We start from the raw sequence: 21,807 nt of genomic DNA, 5'->3' as shown, positions 1-21,807 counted from the left end.
AGCGCCCTAGCGTTTCTCCCAGATACTCGCCAACTGCTGGGCCAGGGTCATGGGGTCAAAAGGTTTGGCAATCACCCCCAGGGCACCCAGATTCAAGTAGCCCTGCACTTCTTGCGGCTGTACCTTGGCCGTCATAAAAATCACTGGAACATCCACCAGCTCGGGAAACTTGCGCAAACTCTTTAGGGTTTCAGGGCCGTCCATACCCGGCATCATCACATCCAGCAGGATCAGGTCGGGCTTGAAGGGCATCGCCTTTGCCAAGGCCTCGGCACCGGAGCTGCAGGCTTCCATGGTAAAACCGTGGATAGATTCCAACACCATCATGGCGATTGCCTGGATATCTGGATCATCCTCCACATAGAGAATGCGACTAAGAGCCTGAGTCATAAATTCAACCTGCTTGTGATTATTGGGAGTGAGCCGGTAAATCGGTGGCGCGATTGGCCAGAGGAAAGATGGCGTAAAACGTAGCCCCCTGCCCCGGTACAGAATCAAAACCTATGCGCCCATGCATGCGTTCAACAAAGGTTTTACTGATTGCCAAACCAAGCCCGGTGCCGCCGCGCTGGCGCGAGCTGGAGGAATCGGCCTGGGTAAATTTTTGAAATAAGCGCGCGCGGAATTCTTCGCTAATACCCGGGCCATGGTCAACTACGGCGATTTTTACCTCGCGTTGCTGCTGGATAAGTTGCACTTCCACGCGCCCGCCGGGGGGCGAAAACTTGATGGCATTAGACAGGAAATTCGCCATCACCTGCTGCAGGCGATGGGCGTCCAGCGATACCATCAGCGGCATGTCCTGTTCGTTAGCAATAACACTCAGGTGCAAGCTCACATTGAAGTTATCGGCATAGGCTTTGTTGATTTCCAGTGCCTGTTCAATGATGGGCACCAGTGGCTGGCGCTCCATATCAAATTCCATTTTGCCGGCAATCAGCTTTTCCATATCCAGCAGATCGTTAATTAATTCTTGCAGGCGCAGGGCATTTTTGTGGGCGATGACCAGCATCTTTTCCATAGTGGCCGGAATGTCGCCCAGTTTGCCGCTGACCAATAAACCCAGCGCGCCGGAAATGGAGGTGAGCGGTGTGCGCAGCTCGTGGCTGACCGCCGAGACAAAATCATTTTTCAACTGTTCAGCACGTTTGCGGGAGCTGATGTCCTGCACAAAGGTCCAGATTTGTGCTTCGCCCGCCGGGGTTTTAATTAATACCCCGTTGAGCAGTACAGGAATCAATGCGCCCGTTTTGGATTTGTACTGTTTTTCGTAGGGACCATAACGCCCGCTCGCCACAACTTGCTGTAATTGATAGGCATCGGCGGAGGCAAACTCTTCGGGAGTAATATCGGCATTGGAGAGCTGGCGCATTTCCGCCGGGCTATAGCCAGTCAACCGGGCAAACTCGGGGTTGAATTCAACAAACCGCCCATCCAGATCATTCAGGACAATACCCACCGGCGCCTGACTGTAGAGCGTCATCAATTTATGCTGGGACAGTTGCAGCGCCTGATTGGCCTCGCGCAGCTCCAGCAATTGGATTACCTGACGCGCAAGCGCTTGCAACTGGTTGAGTTGAGTGGATGACAACTGGCGCGGAACTGTATCTACCACACACAAGGTACCAAAGGCATAGCCCTGCCGGGACACCAGTGGCGCACCGGCGTAAAACCGGATATGCGCGTCCCCTTGCACATTGGGGTTATCGCTAAAACGAGGATCCTGGGTCGCATCTTCAACCACTAATAATTCCGTGGGCTGCAATATCGCATGGGCGCAGAAGGCCACATCGCGCGGCGTTTCTGTGGCATCCAACCCGATACAACTTTTAAACCATTGGCGGTCGCGATCAATCAGGCTCACCATTGCCATTGAAGTTGCACATACCGTCATGGCCAGATAGGCGATATCGTCAAAACTTTGCTCGCGTTCGGAATCCAGGACATTCAATGCCCGCAAGTGGGCAAGACGGATCAGTTCGTTCTCCGGCAGCGCCGCTTTCATAACAAATTCTCCGGGGTTTTATCGCTAGCGCGCGCTAACACCCTGTTCAACAGCTCATCAAATTCAATATACGACAAGGGTTTGGCCTGCCAGAAAATATCGGCCAACAAACCCGCTGCATTAAGCTGCTCACGCGCCGGCTCTATATCACCGCTGATGATGATAATTGGCAAGAGCCTGGCTTGGCCTGCCTTACGCAAGCCCGCTGCCCGCACCTGTTGCACTATGTCCAAACCGCCCATGTCCGGCAGGTTGAGATCCAGGGTCATCAGGTCATAGTCGCGCAACTGCAATAGCTCCAGCGCGGCCTGCCCGGTGGCGGCACAATCTATATCGTAGTGTTCGCCCGGCAGCAGCGCACTGAGAATTTCAGCGGTTGCCTCATCGTCTTCCACCACCAGTAAATGCGGTTTATTTTTTACCGGCTCGATACGGCTGGAAGGTACTTTTTGCGTAGCATCTTCACAGGGCAATTCAAAATAGAAGCAGGCACCTTTGCCGGTATCGGCCTCAACCCCCAGGCTGCCGCCCATGCGCTCGATAATCTCTTTGCAGATCGCCAACCCAAGCCCGGTGCCACCTTTTTGCCGGGTATCGGATGAATCCGCCTGGGAGAACTTTTTGAACAAATGCGGGCGGAACTCCTCGCTGATACCGGGGCCGTTGTCGCTAACACTCACCCTGGCGCGGCCAAATTGCACCTCTATCTGGATACTGACCGTATCCTGAACCGGGGAGAACTTGGCGGCGTTGGACAGGTAGTTGGCCAGCACTTGCAGCAAACGCTGGGTATCGACGGTGACCTTGGCATCGGCGCGCCCCAGCAGCTGGTACTGCACACCAAACTGTTCGGCGTAAGCAGTGTTCTCTTCGATACTGCGCAACACCAGCTCACGCAGGCTGTGGGGCTGCATATCAAAATTCATTTTCCCGGCCACCAGTTTTTCCATATCCAGCAAGTCATTGACCAGATAGATGAGCCGGTGGGAGTTGCTGTGGGCGATTTGGATCATGCGCTGTGCCTGTTCGGGCAGGCTGCCAGCCAAGCCGTTAATCACTATGCCCAGTGCGCCGCTGATAGCGGTGAGCGGAGTGCGCAATTCATGGCTGACGGTTGAGATAAATTCGGTTTTCATCTGGTCGATGCGTTTGATTTCGCTGATATCGCGCCCTATGCCCAGGTAGCCGGTGATTTCGCCATCGCTGTCACGCAGCGCGGACACCGTGAGCAGCACCGGAAACTTGAAGCCATCCTTGCGTACATAAGTCCACTCGCGCTCGTCGCCAAACCCTTCGCGCGCCTTGGCAACAAACGCATCAAAGCCGGGTGCGACCGGATACCCCAGCTCGTTGGTAAGCTGCTCGGCATAGGCGCGATTTTCGGTATCAAGGTGAAACAGCGCGGGCGTTTGTTGGTTGATCAACTCCTCGGCGCGATAGCCCAGCATCAATTCGGCGCCCAGGTTGAAGGTCTTGATGGTGCCGTGAATATCGGTGGAGATGATCGCTATATTGGCCGCATCGAGGATGGCCTTGCGCAGCGCATTAGTCTCCTTGAGCTGCAGTTCGGTTTCCTTGAGCGAGGTGACATCGGACACATAACCATTCCACAGCACACCACCGTCCTCAAGCCGCTCCGGCAGGGATTCAAAATGCGCCCAAATCAGGCCGCGGGTAGGGTGGTTGATGCGCACCGTGGACACCCAGGGCGTGAGCCGGCTGGCGGAATAAGAGATGGTTTCGCCGACCCAGCCCACATCCTCGGGGTGAATCATCGGGAAAACCCGCTCTGCAGACTCGGCCACCTCTTCCGGCTCCACATCGTAAATGTTTTTAATACCGGCGCTGGCGTAAGGGAAAAAGGAGCTGCCATCGGGCCGCATCTGGTATTGGTAGAGAAACCCGGGCAGGCGCTCACTCAATTTGTGGAAGCGCTCAATAATCACTTTTTTGTCTATGTCCTGCTGCCAGCGCTCCACCACCGAACTGATCCAACGCGCCAGTAGACGCACAAAATCCTTGTCCAGCGAATCGTATTGGTGATGGCGCGTCTTGCGCGAGCTAAAGGCCAGGGTGCCGCTGATTTCGCCGTTGATCCACAGCGGCGCGCCGATATAGGACTCCACCTGGGTGAGGCGATAGGCCGGATGCTGGCGGTGTTGGCTGGTGGGAATATCGTCCTCGGCCACCACATCGCGGGTAGCCATGGTGAGGCTGCAATAGTGATCCGCAAGGCGATTACTGGCGCTTAGCTGATCGCGCTGGCTCTGCGCTGAAAAGGCAACCCGCACCCGGTAATTACTGCCGTTGATGGCGCTGATCACCGCACAACTCAGGCCCAGGTAGCGCGCGCCCAAGGCCAACGCACGCTGCAATTGCGCGTCAGGGTCAACGCCGGAGAGGGAGGCAATTTCGTTCAGGGAGTGGAGCGCCGCCTGCTGGCGAATACTGATGAGTTCGGTATTTTTGCGCTCGGTGATATCGGTATAAACGCCCACCACCAAGGCCGCTTTACCATTGGGCTGCCACTCCACTACCTTGCCGCGGGTGAGAATCCATTTGTAGCTGCCATCGTGGATTTTGAGCCGGTATTCGTTTTCGTACATGGGCGTTTCGCCCTTGATATGGCGAATAATATCGCTGTAGCTGGCGCGCTTATCGGCTGGATGAACGCGGCTCATCCATTCGTCCAAATCCAGCGAGTTGGCGGTTTCCGGGCCCAGACCACAGAGCTGGCGCCACTCGGGGGAAAAGCGGGCGCGGTCATTTACTATGTCCCACTCCCAGAAGCCCGAATCGCTGGAGCGCAGCGCCAGTGCCAGTCGCTGCCGCGCCTGTTCCGTTTCCTGATGCTCCGCCTTGAGTTGTTCGCCATGTTCCGCGATCACCTCGCGCAAGTAGTTGCGCTGCAAGCGGATAAAACCAACCAACAGCAGAAGCGCGCACCCCAGCGCCGCCGTCCATTTGATCATCACCCGCCGCAAGCTTGACTGGTAGGCGGCGTATTCGTCGGTAATTTCGTGCCACACCAGCACGGCCATAGGGGACTCACCACGTATTTCTGTGGCTGGCCGCAGCGGAATCCAGGAGGTGAGGTATACCTTGCCATCGCTGTGTAACAAGTGCCCCAGGTGGTCAATCATCACTTTGCCTTCGTTCCACCACTGGTGCAGCTGCGGGTTGTCGCTGCTTTCCAGGCGCCAGTTTTCCACTGTTGTCGGGTTCAAGTCATGTAAGCGCTGGCGGGTGCTATCCCAGAGTAATTGTTCGATGGCATTTTTTTGCAGGAAGCTGGCCATATGAATCCCGCTATCGGGATCATCCAACGCCAGGGGCGCCATGCCCACTTCCACCACAGCGACCACTTCACCGCTTTGATCGGTATTGGCCATGACGGGTATTGCTGCACTGGGGCCGCTGCCGCTGCGTGATACCTCAGTGCCCCACACCGGCAAACCGGAACTGAATGCCCGGCTGACCATAGGGCGGACATTGCTCGCACTGTCGCCGGCGCGTTCAGGCAGGTGCATGCGCAGGAACACCGCCCCACCCGGAGCCATGTAAATAGAGAGGCGCTGAACACCCGAGTCGCGCATGCCCGGCCAGTAATCATCCAGCTTTTGGCGCAAGTTTAGCTGGGCATTACGCACTGGTGGCGATGCCATACGCCCCTGACTGGCAACAAATAATTGCTGGGCTTCGCGCAATTGGTTGACGACATGGGTATCGCGCAGGATCAATTGGGCAAGCAACATCGCCTGTTGGGTCATATCGCGATTGTGACTGGCGACCCTGTCCTGATGGCGCTGCACCCACAGCCCCAGCCGCTCCTTCCACACCAATTCATAATGATGCAAGTCAGCGCGCATAAACGCGGCAAAGGCCAAGGTCAACCCCAGCGCGGCAAGCCAGGGCAACCATGAGTACCAACCTTTGCGGATCAGGGACATGTGAATCTCGGGGAAAGCTGTAAACAGCGATTACCCCAGTGTAGTGCAAATTTTTTGTGACGCAGGTTTACGGCGTGTCAGTACTGGCGGGAGCTTGATCGCTAGTGGTGGCAGTTTCAGCGGCAGTTTTTTCCGCACGTTTACGGCGCGCTTCTTTGGGGTCGGAAGCCAGCGGGCGATAGATCTCCACCCGGTCGCCGGCATGCAATATATGTTTGTCCGCCGTGTCCAGCCCCTTGGTGCCCAAGGACTGGCCAAAAATACCTAACTTGGCGCTGGCGAGATCCAGATCGGGGAAATAATCGGTCATTTTGGAGCGCTGCACAGCTTCCAGTGCAGTCGTGCCCGGCTCCACCAGCAAGGCAATAATTTTTTGCTTATGTGGCAGCGCGTAAGCGACTTCTACAGTAATCAGGTCAAAATCGGCCATGGTTCTACTCGTTTAATGCTTTTAATCGTTTGATGGTTTAGTCACTTGATGGTTCTGGCTTTAGCCATAAACCACTTTGGCACGGGCGCAGAGTGAATCCACCTGTTTATTGCTGACCGCCTCAAACAGTTTGCCAACCGCCAACCCTAACAGGCGATTGCTCAGTTCAAACTCCAAGCCCAGCGATACCTTGCAAGCGGCATCACCCAAGGGCTGGAAGCGCCAAACGCCGGAGAGGAATTTAAAAGGGCCATCCACCAATGTCATGCTCATGCTCAGCGGCGGCTGTAACTGGTTGCGGGTGACAAAGCTCTGGCTCACCCCGGCCTTGCTCAGCTCCAACCGCGCCTCCAGCCAGTCATCGCCACGCGCCAGGATTTTAGCGCCAACGCAGCCCTCCATAAATTGCGGGTAGGCTTCTATGTCGTTGATCAGATCAAACATTTGCTGCGCGGAGTAATTCACCAGCGCGCTGCGCTCTACTTTATATACCACCAGAAATCACCACTCGATTTGATCAATCCGCTACTCAACCAACACACCGCGCAATACCGGGAAAACGCCATTGATCAGCACAATCAAAACCGCAAGCGGCGAGAGATAGCGCAGCACCGGACGCCACCAGCGCAACAGCCAGCTGGATTCATACTTGAGTTCATGCAGCAAATGTTCATCGCGCAGCTTCCAGCCGACAAACAGGGCAATCAGCAACCCACCCAGCGGCAACATAATATTGGTGGCGATAAAGTCCATGCTGTCGAACCAGGTCTTGCCCCACAAAAAGGGCTTATCCGCCCAATCGTTAAAGGACAGCAGCGAACCTATGCCCAGCGCCCAGGCAATCGCGCCCAACAGTACGCTGGACAGCACCCGGTGCAGGCCAAAGCGCTCATTCAGGTAGGCAACCCCCGGTTCCAGCAGGGAAATAGTGGATGTCCAGGCCGCCAGCACCACCATCGCAAAGAAAATGGAACCCACCACCAAGCCGGCGCTCATGTTGCCAAAAGCAACCGGCAGGGTGACAAACATAAGCCCCGGCCCATGGCCCGCTGCAATACCCGGCGTAGCAAATACAAACGCAAAAATGGCGACACCGGCAATTAAGGCGATCAAGGTATCCAACAGCGCCACGGTCAATACGGTTTGCCCAACCGACTGGTTGCTGGGCATATAAGCGCCGTAGGCCATAATCGCGCCCATGCCCAAACTCAGGGTGAAAAACGAATGCCCCATGGCAATCAAGGCCGACTCCCAGGAAATATCCTCCGGGTTAAAACTGAACATAAACCGCAGGGAGGTCGCAAACTCGCCTTCCATTATGGCGTACACCAGCAAACACAGCAGCAGCAACATCAATAATGGCATCATCAGGCGCACCGCCGATTCCAGCCCGCGCGACACCCCCAAGGCCAGAATAATGACCGTCATCAGGGTAAACGCCGTGTGCCATTGCAACATCAGGTCAAAATTACCCAGCAAACCATCAAACAGCTGCTGGGAGCTATCACCGGTCAGACCGGTGAAACGGCCATTCAAAGCCTGACTTAAATATTCCAGGGTCCAACCGGCAATCACCGTGTAAAACGACAAAATCACCAAACCCGCCAAGGCCCCCATCCAACCGATGATGGTCCAGGCCTTGGAGACTTTGGCGGTTTCACAGAGTTCGGCGGTAGCGAGAATGGGATTGGCGCGGGCGCGGCGGCCCATGAGAATTTCCGCCATCATAATTGGCATACCAATCAGCAAAATGCAGCAGAGATACATCAGTACAAAAGCGCCGCCGCCGTTTTCGCCGGTGATGTAGGGAAACTTCCAGATATTGCCCAGGCCCACAGCCGAGCCAGTGGCGGCGAGAATAAAACTGCCGCGCTGCCCCCAAATCACATGTTGTTTGAGTCGTTTCACCGGCTCGCTCCCAGAAGTTTTGTCATTATTCACGGTAGGATAAGTGATTGTACCCAGATTCCCCTGCAGGGCATAATGCCCGCCCGTTTTTGCTTCACTCAAGTAGCGTTTCGCCATGGCCAAAAAAGCACAAAAGAACCAAGGCAATACCATTGCCCTCAATAAAAAAGCCAAGTTCGACTACGAACTGCACGACCGTTTTGAAGCGGGCCTGGCGCTCACCGGTTGGGAAGTCAAAAGCCTGCGCGCCGGCAAAGGCAACATTACCGACTGCTACGTGATATTCAAAAACAATGAAGCCTGGCTGCAAGCCGCGCAGATTCAACCGCTGCTGAGCGCCTCCACCCACTTTGTCACCGACCCCTTCCGCAACCGCAAACTGCTGCTCAACCGCCGCGAAATCAGCCGCCTGCAAGAGGCCGTCGAGCAAAAAGGTTACACCGTGGTGCCCACAGCGCTTTACTGGAAAGACCACCTGATCAAACTGGAAATCGCCATCGCCAAGGGTAAACAGCTACACGACAAACGCGAAACCGAAAAGGAACGCGACTGGGCGCGCGACAAACAGCGCCTGTTCCAGAAAGATCTGCGCAAATAAACCTATACATAAACAACAAACCCGCCAGCTGGCGGGTTTGTTGTTTTTACTGGCAGCAAAACTATTTATTGTCCCGCAACATTACCTTGCGGAAATGCTCGCCCTGCATGGTGGGTTGGTAGTTGTCGTAGCTGGTGAACAGCTGGGGTGACCAGTCGGGGTCGAAGACCCAGGCGACCCAGCTGATGCCTTTGCTGTTGAAGTAGTCGGTGATGCGCGGGCCGTAGCCGCCTTCGTCGATGACCGGGATATGGGCGCCTTTGTCGGTGGCGCGTTGGTAGCCAATCTCGGTGGCGAAGACCGGGTATTTATCGGCCATAAAACCAAAGTCGCGCTCCCAGTTGGCTTGGTAAGGCGCGCCGACTTTTTGCGGATAGGGGTGGCTGACGTAGGCGATGTTTTGGCGATCAATCGGGTTGGCGGCCGCTTCTTTCAGGTCATAGGCCCAGTTAAACCCGGCAACCAGTGCAATCGCCTTGGGGTTGTGCGCCTGGATGATGGTGATGGCCTCTTCGTTGATAGCTTTCCACTCCGCCCAACTCACTACCCCCAACCGGCCATTAAATACCGTCGGCTCGTTAAAAATTTCGTAGAAGGCCACCGAGTTGATGCCGTTGTAGCGCTCGGAAACGCGGCGCCAGAAGTCGAAGGTTTCGCCTTTGGTGGTGTGGTAGGAACTGTTTTGGAACATTTCGGACTTGAGGTTGCCGATGGAGTGCCAGTCGATAATGGTGTACATGCCCAGTTCGTTGTTCCAGGCCACTACCTGATCCAACAGTTCCAAATAGCCTTTTACGCCGCGCGCTTTCCAGGCCCTTGGGTGTACCGGCACGCGCACCACGTTAGCGCCCCAGCTGCGAATCACTTCAAAGTGTTTTTTGGTGAACTGTTTGTCCTTGGCGATTTTGTCCGGGTCGGCAATGTTCACGCCGCGGAACACCAGGGTTTTGCCCTGCTCGTCCACAAAGCGGTTGCCGTCCACCTTGATCAGCGGTAGCTGGCGGGTGATGTTGGTTTTATCAAACGCCGGGATATCGCCAGCGTTCCACCAGCCGCTGCTGTTTTCCCAGGCGTTGTCGGCCAGGCTGAGGCTGCTGGCCAGCAGTAACAAACTGGCGAGCATCAGGCGCGGCAGCCTGAATACCAGAGGTCTTGGGGGGAGGAATTGTGTCGTCATAGGATTGTCTCGCTGGTTATTGTTTGAGAGACAATATGTAACCGATAGCAGCCGCTTATGCCACGAGGTTTGCGCTAATTTACGCCGGCATGGCCCTGCGCTTGCTACAACCTAGCGTTCGATTTTGTAGATCAAATCCACACTCTTGGTGGTGCCCGACTCAGCTTCTATGCGGAAACTGTCGGTGAGCTGGTATTCAATGCCAAAGCTGAACGCCTGATCAAATATGCCCACCACATAGCGCACCAATAATTTGGGCGTGAGGTATTTGCCCACCCACAATTGGCTCTGGTCTATGCCGTCATCCGCTTTCACCTCCAGCTGATCTACCCCGAAAAAGCGGTTGATCTCCGAGGTGATGGAGCCACCCGAATCCATCCCCAGTCCGCTCATGGCGCTGAGCAGCAGTGAGGCATCGGCGTTGGAGGCCTCTTTGATGGGTTTACCGGTCAGCAACATCATCATCGCCTCGCTGTCACTTTTGCTGGGCGATGCAAACACCTTGGCTTTGGGGCGCTGCAGGGTGCCATCTATATCCAGACCGACTTTGGTGTTCTCGCTGTCGCGGATGGTGCGGGTGGCGCGAATATCCAGACCGGGGTTGTCGTAAGGCCCCTGAAAGGCCAGACGGCCGCGTTCAATGGTCAGGGTTTGGCCGTAAGCCTTGTAGCTGCCCTCGGACACGCTGACATAACCATTGGTAAAAAACGGGCGATTAGCTTCTTTGAGCAAATTCAGGCGGCCGCTCAGTTTGCTGCTCAAGCCAAAGCCTTTGAAACTCACGTCCTCCCCCAGCGACAAATTGAGGTTGCTGAAAACCTCAAAGGGCGACACCGCCTGCTGCTGGAGGAATTTCTCATCCACAATCAGCGCGTCGTCGGACACCTGCACCGCGCTGGGCGGCAGGCTTTTGATGTTGGTGCGCGCCCAGGGAATCACCGCATCGCCGGTCAGGTGCATGGCTTTGGCATCCAGCTCAACTTTGATATTGGGCGAGAGGTTGGCCTTGAGCTGCGGCAGCGATACCACGCGGAAATTGGTGCCGTTGACAAAGGCCTGGGCGCGCCAGTTGTCGCTGCCAAAACCCTTCAGGTCGCCCACCAGCGTCAGCCGGCCATCGCCCGACTGCGCCTCGCTCATGAGTTTCAACTGGCCGTCGCGCGCGGCGTTCAGGCTCAGGCTGACGGCTTGCAGATCCAGCCCCAAACGGGTCAGGTTGGCGCTGCCGTTGCGCAGGTAAATATCCCCGGCGAGATAAGGCGCGCTGAAGCTGCCGCCGGCCGATAGGTCGGCGGTCAGCTCGCCTTTCACATCGTTAGTAAAGGGCAGCAGGGTTTCCAGCGGCGCTATGTTGTGGAAGTTCACCTGCAGCCTGGCGTTGTTAATGGTCTGCTGCTGCAAATCCAACAGGCTGTTGAGATCCATGCGGCCAAAACCCGTCCACTCCATACCGGCGCTGGTGCTCAGCTGGGATTTTTGCAGTTGCGCGCGCACCGCAAAATCGCGCCAGGGGTAAACATCGGTCACACCGCCGGCGTATTGGTAGCGCAGCTCGGCATTGCGGGTGGTGATATCGAGGCTTGCCCTGGTACCGGCCAGCGTCAGGTCGGGGGAGCGCAGGCTGAGGTTGCCGTCCATCACCCCGGCAAAAAATACCTCGGTTTTAAACAGCGACAAAAACTGGCGCAGCGGCACAGCGTCCAGCTGGGCGTCCAGCCGGGCGCCGCTGGACTTGGACCAATCGCCCGCCAAACACAGGCGCGGCAGGTTGTAGCGCTCGATCGGGCTGGCGGGCGGCGCGGGTTTATTCACCAGCCAGTCATAGGGATTGATGCGCTGTGGCGACTGGTTGGGCTGCCATTCGGCGCGCAGTTGCTCGCGCTCAATGCTGGTATCGCGCTCCACCGCGGCGGTGAGGTTGGTGCGGGTGGTGAGGCACTGCTCGCCCAGCAGCACGCCCTCGGCGGAGATGCGGATCGGCTGGCCCGAGGTGAGCCACCAGCGCGGCACCTTGGTAAGTTTGAGCGCCAATTGGGTCAGCTTGCCCTGCCAGCGGTAGTCGGCATAGTCGCCCTGCAGGCCTATATCGGCGCGCCCCAGGCTGGGGCTGCGCAGCGTGGCCTGCAGTTCATGTTTGGCCACTGAGCCGCTGCCGCTCATGGTGATGCTGGAGAAATACTGTTGCGCCAGTTGCAGGCGGCTGGCACTCAGGTTGAGTTGATAGCGCTCCTGCAGCAATTCGTCGGTGAGCAGCCGCACCGGGTTGAGGCCGGCGCCAACCGGTGAGCTGGCGGCGGCGCTGTTATCCAGTTGCGGCGCTGCACCTGAATCCTGCCCCGAACCTGAACCAGGCTGTGGCCCGACAATCGGCTGGGACTGAGCCGTCAGTGGCACCAGCGCCAGCTCCAGTTTTTCCACACCATAATCGCCCAGTACCACCTTGTTGGCGCTGGCACTCAGGTCGATGCGCGGGTGGTTGCGATCACCGCGCAATTCGCCCTTGCTGATCAGGCTGCCGGTAATGCTTTCATCCAACTGCTGCAACAGCGGCGCATTGATGTTCCACTGCAAACTGAGGCTATCGCCCAGTTCGCCTTTGAGTTGTAACTGGTTGGCGCCCACCGTCAGCGCCAGTGAATCGCTGCGCAGGTTGCTGCCATCCAACACCACACTGCCGCTGCCCTGGGCATAGACACCGCGCAGCTCGCCCGCTAACACAAGATCCTCCAGCGCCGCCTGCCAGTGGTCATCTTTAAGGCTGCCGCGACTGGTGAAACTGGCATCCAACCGGCTCGGCCAGTTATCAATCAGCCCGGCGAGGTTAAAGGCCTTGGCCTCCACCGCCAGCTGCCAATCCAGCGCCGGCGCCCAGGCGACCCGCCCTTTGAGCGAGAGGCTGGCATCGCGGTTGAGCGATTGGGCCTCCAACACTTGTGCCGCTGCCTCAGTGCTGGCGGATGATTCGGCTTCTTCCGTATCGCCTGCAGTGGCTGCAACCGACGAAGCCGCCGAGCTGCTCAAGGCCACCACCGATTGCAGCCGCTCACCCAGTTCACGGATGTCCAACTGCTGGATATTCACCGCGTCCAAGCTGCCATCCACCCGGGTATTAACCGCCAGGGCCGGGGTATCCGGCAGTTGGATGGCCCCTTCCAGACTGGCGCGATAGGCCAACCAATTGCCCTCTGCCTTGAGCAGGCCGCGGGTAATGGGCGGGCGCTTTTCTGCCAACCACCAGGCGGCCGGCAAGGGTTGCGCCAGCCACTCCATGTGCAATTGCAGTGCGGGTTCCAGCTGTAATTCACGCTGCGCATTTACCAGTGCGCCCGAGGCGGTGGCGTTAAGCGCCACGGGCGAATCGATTCGGTTCGCCAGCGCCAGCTGCGTCAGGTCGCCATCCAACTGGCTCACGCCGCGATACAACAGGCCAGCGCTACCATCCGCGCCTGCCGGTGCCTGCCACTGCCAGTGCAGATTGGCACTGCTGGCATAGGGGTAATCCAGCGCGGTGCGACCAGTGAGGCGCAGCTCGTAATCCGGGTGGATCAGGGTCAGGTCGCTATAGCGCAGGTTAAAGGTTCCCAGGCTCAGGTCGCCGCTGAGCTTGTCCCAGGCCAACTGCTGTTCACCCTGCTGGAAGCGGATTTGACGCAACTCCAGCTTGGCGAGCTGGATGCGCAGCGGCAAACGCAAACTGGGCCACTGGCTAAACGGCTCGGCAGTTGGCGGCTCGGGTTGTGCGGCGGGTGGCAGCTGCACCCTCAGCTGGGCAGCGCTGAGCGAATCAATCATCAGCGCGCTGTAAAACAGGTCGATGGGGCGCCAGCGAAAGGACAGCTGCGAGGCCTGCACCAGCACCCCCTCCTGCCGATATTCCAGGCTGGCGATATCCAGCCCCTCGCGCAGGTTGCCGGTCACAGTGCCAAGGCTGATATTGGCCAAACCCGCCAGCCGGTGCACCAGCCAGCGGCTGCCGGTTTGGGTTTCCATCAGTGCGCTGATGCTGGCGAGCAGGATCAACAGCACCGCGATCAGGCTTAACAGGGCATTGCGCAGCCGGCGCCAGGGTTTGTTCATCAGAGGTCTGGCCCCATGCTGATGTGCCACATCCAGGACTTTTCATCATCCAGCGCGCGCGCCAGATCGATACGGATGGGCCCTATGGGGGAAATCCAGCGCACGCCAAGGCCGGCGCTGCGTTTGAAATCAATATTGGTGTCATCAGCGGCGTTGCCCTGATCGTAAAACAGCGCGGCAACCCAGTTGGAATCCTCAAAGCGATAGTCGTATTCGATGCTGGTGACCAGCAGGTTGTTGCCGCCAATCACCTCTTCGGCGGCGGCCGGGTCTTCCAGCGGGCCGACAAAATCCTTGCCATAAATATTGCGGGTCGGCCCCAGGGATTTGTATTCATAGCCGCGCACACTGGCATCACCACCGGCAAAAAAGCGCACCGAGGCGGGCAGCTGATCCACATTGTCTGTCTCGGTCAGACCCAGCTCGGCGCGCAGCAGCAGTCGCCCGTAACTAAACCCTTTCACGTATTTGGCGCGGCCATAAAACTGCGCAAAACTGAAATCCGAACCGATACTTTTGGGTGAACCGGAGATGCGCCCCAGCGCCGACCAGCCGCTCAAGGGGTAAGGAGCGCCATCGGTCTGGGTGCGCAGAAAGGACACAGAGGGAATGATCAGGTTGGTATTAATAGGTGCCATACGCCCGATAACAGACTCCTCCTGCACGTAATCCAGCGCGTAGGTTTGCAGCCATTTGTTGTCCTGATAATAGGTATAGCTGCTGCCGTAGGTGTACTTTTTACTCAGCGAGGTCACCGTGTCCTCTTTGTCGTAACCCGTGTAAAAGCGCAGGAACTCATAGGCGGGGCGCCGCAGCGGGATGGTGTAAGTGGCGAGCGCGGCGGTTTTGTTTTCTGCCAGCGCCAGGTCTGCATCAAACCTGTGGCCGCGACGGTTCAGGTAGCGATCCTCAAACCCCAGCAGCAGGCGCGGCTCGTCATTTTCAATGCCCGCACCCAGTGAATAGGCGCGGCGCTTGCGCTCTTCCAGTTCGATATTAATCGGCACCTGCTGCCCGTCCAGCGCCCGCAGATCCGGCGCCACACTCGCCACTGCAAAATAATTGCTGGCGTTGTAGAGGTTTTTCAGCTCCAGCAGCTCATCGGTATCGTAGTAATCGCCACTGCGGAAGGTGTAATAGCGCTCCAGAAAATCCTGATCCAGAATCCCGTGTTTGAGGCTGATGGCGCCAATGCGATAGCGTTTGCCGGTGTCATACACCAACGCTATGGCCGCACTTTTCTGGCCGACATTGATGGCGATTTGGGATTGCACAAACTCCGCATCAAAATAACCGTGCAGCGAGGCCAGGGTTGCAAAACGCGCCTTGAGGGTTTCATAGCGGCCGTGATTGAGGCGATTGCCCAGTTTGATACCGGGCTTGTCGTAAAGCGGCTTGAAAATGGGGTCGTTACTGCCCTCGCCGAGGATTTCGATGCGCAGCTCAGTGACCAGAATCGGCTCACCGGGCGTGAGCTGGATGTTCAGCCCCCAGCAATCCTTGTTGCGCACCAGTTTGGCCTCGTACTCCAGCTCATAAAACCCCAGCGCCTGGGCCGCCGCCTTGATTTGCGCCTCGCTGTCGTTGAGCAGGCTGTTGAGTCGCCACAGAGGCGAGCTGCAGCTCTCCTCCGCCAGGCTCAGGTGCAGGCGAATATTGTCGCGCAGCGCCTTGGTGCCGCCCTCTATGTCGATTTCCGGTTCCGCCGCCCGCGCCGCGCCTGCGGGCAGCACTACCAGCAACAATGACAGCAGCAATAAGGACGATAGCGGGGCACAAGCCGCGCGCCACAAATGCAGGAAACCGCCGCTGAACAGCTTGGAGGGAGGGAGAGATAACAATCCGGGTATCTTCATATGATGGATGCAGCGGCTACTCTAACTGCTTGGTTCCTTCTCTAAAAGGGCAAGTGTGTGACAATCTTGTTCGGGTATTTATCCACCCGCCTCGCTATAATTCCGGCCCTTCTCCCGCACACCTGGATCGCGCCCTATGCTCAGCTACCGTCACGGTTTTCACGCCGGCAACCATGCCGATATCCTCAAACACGCCGTGCTGGTGCATATGCTGGAGTATATGACGCAAAAAGATAAACCCCTGCGTATTATCGATACCCACGCCGGCGCCGGGGTGTACAAGCTAAACGGCCCCCAGGCACAAAAGAATCGCGAGTTTGATACGGGCATTGGCCCACTTTGGACACTGCCGCAGGCGCCGGCCGCCATCAACCGCCTGTTGGACCTGGTAAAAAACCTCAACGACCGCGGCAACCTGCAAATTTACCCCGGCTCGCCCCTGATCGCCCAAACCCTGATGCGCTCCATAGACCGCCTGTTCCTGCACGAGCTGCACCCCGCCGACTACCAGTTCCTGCGCGATGCGATGCGCAGCGATAAACGGGTAAAAGTGCTCAATGAAGACGGCCTGACCAACCTGCAGGCGCTGTTGCCGCCGCTGGAGCGCCGCGCGCTGGTATTGATCGACCCCTCCTACGAAATCAAAAGCGACTACCAGCAGGTCATCAAACAGGTGATTAGTGCCCACAAACGTTTTGCGGTGGGGACTATCGCCATCTGGTATCCGGTGGTGAATCGCCTGCGTATCGATGAGATGGAATTGGCGCTGAAAAAATCCGGCATCAAAAATATCCAACTGATGGAATTCGCCACAGCGCCCGACAGCCTGGAGCATGGCATGACCGCCAGCGGCATGATAGTGATTAACCCGCCCTGGACACTCTGGGCCGCGATGGAAGAAACCCTGCCCTGGCTGGTGGACAACCTGAGTGAGGCCGGCCAGGGGTTTTATCGCCTGGAACAACTGGTTGCGGAGAACTAACACCATGACTAAAACGAGCACCATGACTAAAACGAACAATGCCAGTGCCGGTATGAGCCATGCCAAACGCGCCGCAATAGCCTCGGCCTTTATTTTTCCCGGCGCCGGTTTATTCCTGCTCGGGCAGCGCCTGCGCGGCTGTATTTTTGCGGTGCCCTCGGCGCTGATTATTGGCCTGCTGTTTATCAACCTGTTGCAGGTGGCCATACAGCTTTCCAATGAACTGGATGAGCGCGCCAAACGTGGCGACTTTGCGCTGGATATTCCCTATCTCTGGCAGAGTTTGCACAACGCCGTATTTGCTTCGCCCTACTGGGAGCAGGGCAAATGGCTGCTGCTGGCGGCCTGGCTATTCAGCATCACCAGCTCCTACGCGGTGGGGAAAAAGCGCGATCTGGAACAGGCGCAAACCACCGCTACTGCCGCGCCGGAATCACCCTAACCCCTTGGAGCCCTTATGCAGGCATCACTTATCGCCATAGGCCTGTTGTTTTGCAGCAACATTTTTATGACCTTCGCCTGGTACGCCCACCTGAAGGAGTTAAACAACAAACCCTGGATCATCGCTGCCCTTATCAGCTGGGGTATAGCGCTGTTTGAATATTTACTGCAGGTGCCCGCCAATCGCATTGGTTACACGGTGATGAATGTCGGGCAGCTGAAAATCCTGCAGGAGGTGATCACGCTCAGCGTATTTGTGCCCTTTGCCCTGTTTTACCTGAAAGAACCGCTCAAGCTGGATTACCTCTGGGCCGGCTTATGTCTTTTAGGCGCAGTCTTTTTTATGTTTAGGGACAAAATAACAGGTTAAAAACCGCACCTTCGCGGGAAACTGGCGCGAATTTCAACTATAACTAGGGTTACGCACACCGCATCGAGCCGCGGGTTATTCCTATAACCACAACAACCGCCGCCGGTGTCGGCATCAACCTTTTCCCAGCGCTTGCCCTACCGCAACGGATTTTGTGATTCACCCACCACCCCCTTGGTGCAGGCAGGCCGCTGGCTTTATGGCCGGGGCATACTGTGGACCTAGAAACGCCGCACGTCTGTGACTCTCTCAAACAGACCAAAACCCGACGACTGGTGCAAAGCCTGCGCGTCACCCAAATTGCGCTACTGCTGGTGAGCATTATTACGATGCTGGCGGCGCGCTATCACGACAGTTTGATCATGGTGACCTGCGGGATTTTCCTGTTCAGTGTCGATTGGGCAATCGCGCGTCACCGCCTGTTACTGGGCGCCAGTATTTTTTTATTCAGCCTCACCCTGATGCTCTCCTACCTCGCCTGGCATGGCAGCGGCATTCGCGACAGCGCACTGCTCGGTTACTGCGGGGTGTTGGTATTTGCTGCCATGCTCGGCAACAAACGCCTGTTGATTTTGTTGGTCGCCATCATGGTGTTGATGCTCGCCAGCATCAGTTACGTCAACCATGTCGGCTGGTATACCAATAGCCTGGCACCGATTAACCTCGCGACCGGCAGCATCACTATTATTATTTTGTGTGTGATTGCGCTCGCTGTGGGTTTACTCGCGCAGGATTACCGCGCCGCGCTGGATGAATTGGCGCGCGAAAATGAGCGCATGAAAAATATCAAAAACCAGATTGAACACCTGGCCACCCACGACACACTCACCGGCTTGCCCAACCGCAATGTTGCACAACGCAATTTTGAAAAATTTTTCCTGCCCGCCAAACAACAACAGCAACTGCTCGGCATTATTTATATCGATCTGGATAATTTAAAACCCATCAACGATTCACTGGGTCACCAGGCCGGCGATCAAATTCTCAAAGAGGTGGCGCTGCGCCTGCTGGGTTACACCAAAAAAGTCGAGGCGGTGTGTCGCTATGGCGGCGATGAATTTATTGTATTTTTGCCCAACATAGCATCCGCCGAGCAAGCCTCCCAAGCCAGCCTGGAAATATTGCAACTGGTGTCGGAAAACTATTGGTATCGCAATATAGAAATTTTTTGCACCTGCTCTATTGGCATAGCACTGGCACCACAGGACGGCGAGGATTTGGACACGCTGATTAAAAAAGCCGATATCGCCATGTATCACTCCAAAGATTCCGGCCGCAACAGTTTCCGTTTTTTCAACCCGGCGATTAATCGCAATATGCTCGACCATATCAGTTTGATTTCCGGAATGCGCAAAGCCCTGCAAGACCAACAATTCAGTTTGCACTACCAACCCAAAATTGATTTGCGCACCCAACAAATATGTGGCTTTGAAGCACTGCTGCGCTGGCAACACCCGGAGCAGGGTTTTATTTCACCGGGTATTTTTATTCCACTGGCGGAATCCTCCGGTTTAATTATTCAATTGGGCGAATGGGTTATTCAGGAAGTTTGTCGTCAGGCCAAACACTGGTACGACATTGGCCTGCTGCAATTTACCGTTGCCATCAATATTTCCTCCATCCAATTCAAGCGCGGCAATATCGATAATTTGGTATTGGGTGCACTCGCCGCCAGCGGTTTGCCACCGCAGTATTTGGAATTGGAATTAACCGAATCACTATTAATTGAAGACAGCGACCGGCTCGCCACCACCCTCAGCCATCTGCGCAGCGAAGGAGTACACCTCTCCATCGACGACTTTGGCACCGGCTATTCCAATTTGGGTTATTTGAAAAAATTTGAAGTGGAAGCGCTGAAAATCGATCAATCCTTTGTGCGCAAAATGGATGATCACAGTAACGATGCCGCCATAGTGCGCGCGATTATTCAAATGGCCAACAGCCTCGGCTTGAAAACCATCGCCGAAGGTGTAGAGGACGCACCCACCCTCGCGCTGCTGCGCAACCTGGGTTGCACCCAGGCACAGGGCTATTATTGGGCGCGCCCCATGCCCGCCGACGAAGTGCCGATTTATTGCGATTTGTGGGAAAAAAATAGCGCGGAATCGCTCTAGATAAAAAACCAAATACCTTTGCATTTATTCACAAGCACTGCGATTGGTTTACCCGGCAATCAGTGTTTTAATTTATTCATATTCCAAAAAACAAAAACCTGTCTTACACAGCCGCAACCCAAACCCTTTAACCGCACGCGAGGAAAATCTGTGAAATATCCAATCGCTTTAATTGCGGCCAGTTTGCTGGCTGTCACCCAGATCACCGGCTGTAGTGATGATCAACAACAACCAACCAATCAAGCCAGCCCGGAATCCAGCGTCATTCCGGCTGCCACAGCATTATCGGCCGCCAGCAGCAGCGACAGCTCACAATCAGCGTTAAAAAAATTTACTGCCTACACCCAACAATTTAGCGGGCAAACACAAATCACCCAAAACCACGCCACCGGTCATGTGGGTAATTTTTTCTTCACCCATTGGAAAGATGGCGGCGCCGCATCACTCACCCTCAACCCCAATGGTGAATTCAGTGTGAGCTGGCAAGGTGGTGGCTATAACTACGTAGGCGGCCCCGGCTGGCACTACGGTGATGAAACGCGCAAGATTGGTTATCGTTTTAACGAAGACAGCGGCGCAAGTTATATCACCCTCTACGGCTGGGGTTACGACAACACCATGCCCGCCACCGACCCCGCCCATCTGGTGGAATATTACATTTTGCAACGCTGGACTTACGACCCGAGCAAAGACGGCACCTTTGGCAAAACCTTCGTGAGCAACGGCGTGGAATATTCCACCTATCGCTCCATTCGCGAGCAAAAACCTTCCATCAATGGCCCCTCCACGTTTTATCAATACTGGAGCAAACCCACAGAACAGCGCCCACTGGGTGAAGACCATGTCATTATTTTTGCAGACCACGTAAAAGCCTGGGCTGACAGCGGTTGGATTATTCCCAACATGAACAACCTCAACGCCAGCGACGACCCCAGCTATCAAGTTATGGCCGTAGAAGTTTTCAATCCCCCCAAAGACGGCACCGCCTCCGGCAAAGTCTGGGACGCCTCAGCACAATAAGCCCGCAAAAAATGCCGCGCCTTTACCGCGCGGCATTTTTCTCAACCCCTCCATCACTCAACCACCAAGGCTGTTATCCCCTGTAATTGCATTAAGGGGTTTATTCCTATTTATTACTCACATCTGGTTTATACCTAAACCCCTGACACAATAACCAGTATATTTTTAAAAGCGCCAACACGCTGCGTGGATTAACTATCTATACAGCACATTTTCCCCACGCGCTAAAAAAACACCCGTGTAGTCAACAACTTGGAATAACACTAGAATGATAACGCGCAACCCCCAGTGCAAAACACGCACGCACACTTTCACACTAGGGAAAAGCGAAAAACCCCAGCTAAATATCTTTTGAATTCAAACACCTCAAAAGTAAATCTGGAAAAATCTTAAAGAGTTATAACGCGCATGCGCGGTATACAAATGTTAGCCAAATAGAACTCAAATGGAATGCGAGCTTAATTATAAAATGTTAAAGAATCCTTATCATGTAGCTTTTTTGCATTTTGTCCTCTTTTTAATATCTATACCTATTGCCAATCTAAATGAAGGCTGGAATGCTGTATTTGTCTGGGGTGTTTGGACGCTGATTGATCTCCCCATTTCATTGCTTCATTTTCTTCTTCCTAAGTCACTCCTCACAATGCATCTAAGCTATCCTTCTCTAGGGTATTTCTTATATCCTCCATATTTAATTCATGGTGTTTTTGGTAGCATTTGGTGGTTCTATTTATCGCGGTTTTATTTCAAATCTAAAAAAAACAAATTTAAAGGCTAACAAGCGACTGTGGTAGAAAATCAATACCTGAAACGCAAATTTAGTTAGCCTGCCACTCGCAGTTATCCCGCACCATAGCGTTTAAAATCGTCATCATTTTT

General features: G+C 55.5%; 15 protein-coding genes. 6 read left to right on the top strand and 9 right to left on the bottom strand.

Going from position 1 to position 21,807, the window contains the following annotated elements:
- Positions 1-6: 6 nt before the first annotated feature.
- From ACFODX_RS08780 to ACFODX_RS08755, 6 genes are all read right to left on the bottom strand, one after another.
- A complete protein-coding gene (locus ACFODX_RS08780) occupies positions 7-390 on the bottom strand; it encodes a response regulator (protein WP_378118166.1) in 384 nt (127 codons plus the stop codon).
- 19 nt (positions 391-409) lie between these two features.
- Positions 410-2,005, bottom strand: coding sequence for a GAF domain-containing sensor histidine kinase (locus tag ACFODX_RS08775; protein WP_378118164.1), 1,596 nt, complete (start codon positions 2,003-2,005; stop codon positions 410-412).
- Positions 2,002-5,955 (bottom strand): PAS domain S-box protein, encoded by a 3,954-nt coding sequence (locus ACFODX_RS08770; protein ID WP_378118162.1) that lies wholly within the window; start codon positions 5,953-5,955, stop codon positions 2,002-2,004. The genes ACFODX_RS08775 and ACFODX_RS08770 overlap by 4 nt, the downstream gene beginning before the upstream one ends.
- 67 nt (positions 5,956-6,022) lie before the next feature.
- Positions 6,023-6,385: an RnfH family protein gene (locus ACFODX_RS08765; RefSeq protein ID WP_378118160.1), complete on the bottom strand. Its 363-nt coding sequence runs from the start codon at positions 6,383-6,385 to the stop codon at positions 6,023-6,025.
- 60 nt (positions 6,386-6,445) lie between these two features.
- Complete coding sequence (locus tag ACFODX_RS08760) at positions 6,446-6,880, bottom strand: type II toxin-antitoxin system RatA family toxin (protein WP_378118158.1); 435 nt, start codon at positions 6,878-6,880, stop codon at positions 6,446-6,448.
- A 30-nt stretch (positions 6,881-6,910) separates the two neighbouring features.
- Positions 6,911-8,410: a sodium-dependent transporter gene (locus ACFODX_RS08755; protein ID WP_378118156.1), complete on the bottom strand. Its 1,500-nt coding sequence runs from the start codon at positions 8,408-8,410 to the stop codon at positions 6,911-6,913.
- On the opposite strand from ACFODX_RS08755, the gene smpB reads away from it, so the two are divergent.
- Positions 8,409-8,891, top strand: a complete 483-nt coding sequence (smpB, locus tag ACFODX_RS08750) for an SsrA-binding protein SmpB (protein ID WP_378118154.1) — start codon at positions 8,409-8,411, stop codon at positions 8,889-8,891. The two genes, ACFODX_RS08755 and smpB, sit on opposite strands and share 2 nt — an antisense overlap.
- 61 nt (positions 8,892-8,952) lie before the next feature.
- Here the strand turns inward: smpB and ACFODX_RS08745 are convergent, their stop codons facing one another.
- The 3 genes from ACFODX_RS08745 to ACFODX_RS08735 form a co-directional block, all read right to left on the bottom strand.
- Positions 8,953-10,068, bottom strand: coding sequence for a glycoside hydrolase family 5 protein (locus ACFODX_RS08745; protein ID WP_378118152.1), 1,116 nt, complete (start codon positions 10,066-10,068; stop codon positions 8,953-8,955).
- 111 nt (positions 10,069-10,179) lie between these two features.
- Positions 10,180-14,145 (bottom strand): translocation/assembly module TamB domain-containing protein, encoded by a 3,966-nt coding sequence (locus tag ACFODX_RS08740; RefSeq protein WP_378118150.1) that lies wholly within the window; start codon positions 14,143-14,145, stop codon positions 10,180-10,182.
- On the bottom strand, positions 14,145-16,001 hold the full coding sequence (locus tag ACFODX_RS08735) for an autotransporter assembly complex protein TamA (protein WP_378118148.1): 1,857 nt from the start codon (positions 15,999-16,001) through the stop codon (positions 14,145-14,147). Before ACFODX_RS08735 ends, ACFODX_RS08740 begins: the two co-directional genes overlap by 1 nt.
- Positions 16,002-16,137: 136 nt before the next feature.
- Here ACFODX_RS08735 and ACFODX_RS08730 point away from each other — a divergent pair, with 136 nt between their 5' ends.
- From ACFODX_RS08730 to ACFODX_RS08710, 5 genes are all read left to right on the top strand, one after another.
- Complete coding sequence (locus tag ACFODX_RS08730; protein WP_378118146.1) at positions 16,138-16,983, top strand: 23S rRNA (adenine(2030)-N(6))-methyltransferase RlmJ; 846 nt, start codon at positions 16,138-16,140, stop codon at positions 16,981-16,983.
- A gap of 4 nt (positions 16,984-16,987) precedes the next feature.
- Entirely contained in the window at positions 16,988-17,425 is a 438-nt protein-coding gene (locus ACFODX_RS08725) for a hypothetical protein (protein ID WP_324259810.1), read from the top strand.
- A 15-nt stretch (positions 17,426-17,440) separates the two neighbouring features.
- The gene (locus tag ACFODX_RS08720; RefSeq protein WP_324259809.1) at positions 17,441-17,794 is read left to right on the top strand and encodes a DMT family protein; all 354 of its coding nucleotides are present in this window, start codon (positions 17,441-17,443) and stop codon (positions 17,792-17,794) included.
- 215 nt (positions 17,795-18,009) lie between these two features.
- Positions 18,010-19,908 (top strand): putative bifunctional diguanylate cyclase/phosphodiesterase, encoded by a 1,899-nt coding sequence (locus ACFODX_RS08715; protein WP_378118143.1) that lies wholly within the window; start codon positions 18,010-18,012, stop codon positions 19,906-19,908.
- A 150-nt stretch (positions 19,909-20,058) separates the two neighbouring features.
- Positions 20,059-20,928, top strand: coding sequence for a glycoside hydrolase family 11 protein (locus tag ACFODX_RS08710; protein ID WP_378118141.1), 870 nt, complete (start codon positions 20,059-20,061; stop codon positions 20,926-20,928).
- Positions 20,929-21,807: the final 879 nt, after the last annotated feature.

Source organism: Cellvibrio fontiphilus (genome assembly GCF_042646205.1).
Classification (GTDB): Bacteria; Pseudomonadota; Gammaproteobacteria; order Pseudomonadales; family Cellvibrionaceae; genus Cellvibrio; species Cellvibrio fontiphilus_A.
This window is presented reverse-complemented; position numbering and strand designations above follow the sequence as displayed.